2 protein-coding genes and 1 pseudogene are annotated in these 2,067 nt (G+C 39.8%); all 3 read left to right on the top strand.

The genetic code is table 11. From position 1 onward, the window contains the following. A pseudogene (locus tag AC1DUW_RS26830) lies at nt 1-235 on the top strand (SelA-like pyridoxal phosphate-dependent enzyme); the annotation flags it as partial. Further along, entirely contained in the window at nt 232-987 is a 756-nt protein-coding gene (gene dagF / locus AC1DUW_RS26835) for a 2-dehydro-3-deoxy-phosphogluconate aldolase (RefSeq protein WP_477643932.1), read from the top strand. The pseudogene AC1DUW_RS26830 and the gene dagF, both read left to right, overlap by 4 nt. Further along, nucleotides 980-1,993, top strand: coding sequence for a sugar kinase (locus AC1DUW_RS26840; RefSeq protein ID WP_053345917.1), 1,014 nt, complete (start codon nt 980-982; stop codon nt 1,991-1,993). Before dagF ends, AC1DUW_RS26840 begins: the two co-directional genes overlap by 8 nt. Nucleotides 1,994-2,067: the final 74 nt, after the last annotated feature.

Below are 2,067 nucleotides of genomic sequence, written 5' to 3' on the forward strand. Positions count from 1 at the left end.
GGATGAAGCTGGACGAGCAATCTATAGAGCACGCATTCATATTAATCCTGTGATTACGGATACAACAGCGAAGGAAGTTAATGATAAGCTGAGAAATGGAGTTATTGCTATTTATACCCGTGATTACGGAGTTCGCCAGGGCTTTTTCGATATTGATCCACGACCATTGCAAGGTGATGATATATTCGTCATTGAAGCTCAATTAAAAGCCATCTTAGGAGGAAACAAAGAATGACTAACATAAACAAACGTTTTCTAAATAATCGTGTAGCTTTAAATGTTCTCGCTAATAGTGTAGAAAATGCAGTAGAAGTTTTTGAAGCTGCCGAAGGGCATGTATTAGTTGGGGTACTTTCGAAAGATTATCCTACTGTAGAGGCTAGTGTTACAGCTATGAAGGAATACGGGGTTGCTATTGATGAAGCTGTTTCGATTGGATTAGGTGCTGGAGATAATAAGCAGGCAGCCGTTGTTGCTGAAATTGCTAAATACTACCCTGGTAGTCATATTAATCAAGTCTTCCCTGCTGTAGCTGCGACAAGGGCCAATTTAGGAGAGAAAGATAGTTGGATAAATTCCCTGGTTTCCCCAACAGGTAAAGTAGGTTACGTTAATATCTCTACAGGCCCTGTAAGTGCTGAAGCTAGTGATCTTGCGATTGTACCTATCAAAGCTGCGATTGCTTTAGTCCGTGATATGGGAGGAAATGCATTGAAATACTTCCCGATGAAAGGGCTAAAGCATGAGGAAGAGTATCGTGCGGTTGCAAAAGCTTGTGGTGAAGAAGGGTTTGCTTTAGAACCAACTGGTGGTATTGATTTAAATAATTTTGAGACTATATTAGAAATCGCATTAGAAGCAAAAGTGCCTAAAGTTATTCCTCATATCTATTCTTCTATTATTAATAAAGAGACTGGAAAAACAAATGAGGAGGATGTACGGAAATTATTAGCCATAACAAAAAAATTGGTTGATAGACATGCGTAAGCAGATTGTAGCTTTCGGTGAAGTAATGATGCGTTTGCAGGTGCCAGGATATGAATTACTGACACAGGCTAACACCTTACAATACTCTTTTTCAGGCACAGGAGTTAACGTTGCTTCTGCGATGACAAAGCTTGGGCATGATGGATACCTTGTTACAAAACTACCTGATAATCCTCTAGGAGATGCAGCGATTTCTTCCTTGCAACGCTTAGGAATTAGCCGGAATTTCATTACTAGAGGCGGCAAATACTTGGGAATGTACTTTTTGGAAAATGGCTTTGGACAACGAACGAGCCGTGTCACCTACTCCAATCGTCTGGAAAGCAGCTTTAATACAGCGTCATTGTCTGATTATGATATTGAAGTGATTGCAGAAAATACAGATATCATCCACTTTTGTGGGATTACCCTTGCAATGGCGGATAATGTGCGTGAAAGTATGAAAGTGCTTGCTAGAAAAGTAAAAGAAAAAGGCGGAATAGTTTGTTTCGATTGTAATTACCGCCCCTCCTTATGGGAGGGTGGTTACAATAAAGCAAAATCTCATTATGAAGAAATGCTTGCGTTGTCTGATATTGTCATGATGAATGAAAAAGATGCCATATATATTTTAGGGATGGAGGCAGCGAGTACCTCAAGAGAAGAACAGCTTAGAGAGCTAATTCCTAAAGTTGCTAAAACCTTCAATATTCACTCGATAGCTGGCACTCATCGTTCGATTAATAGTGACAATACCCATTCTTTACGCGGGTACATGTATAAAGATCAAACGTTTTACTTTTCTGAAAACAACTCTTTTTCAGTATATGATAGAATTGGTGCAGGAGATGCTTATACCAGCGGGATCTTACATGGGGAATTGGCAGGCTTTTCACCTGAGAAAACAGTCCGGTTTGCAGCAGCAGCGGGAATGTTGGCATGCACGATTGTCGGGGATACCCCAATGTCAACGGAAAATGAGATACTGTCAGCTATGGCAGGGGAAATGGAAGATATAAAAAGATAAGGGTAGGAGATAAGGAATGAATGTGAATAGAAAAAAAGGACCATTGTATTTACAAATAAAAGAAATATTGAAGG

This window comes from Peribacillus sp. P4_C12, assembly GCF_056402095.1.

What these genes read in the sequence shown, in the direction of transcription:
- dagF (WP_477643932.1), top strand. Translation starts at nt 232, where the DNA reads ATGACTAACATAAACAAACGTTTTCTAAATAATCGTGTAGCTTTAAAT.
- AC1DUW_RS26840 (WP_053345917.1), top strand. Translation starts at nt 980, where the DNA reads ATGCGTAAGCAGATTGTAGCTTTCGGTGAAGTAATGATGCGTTTGCAG.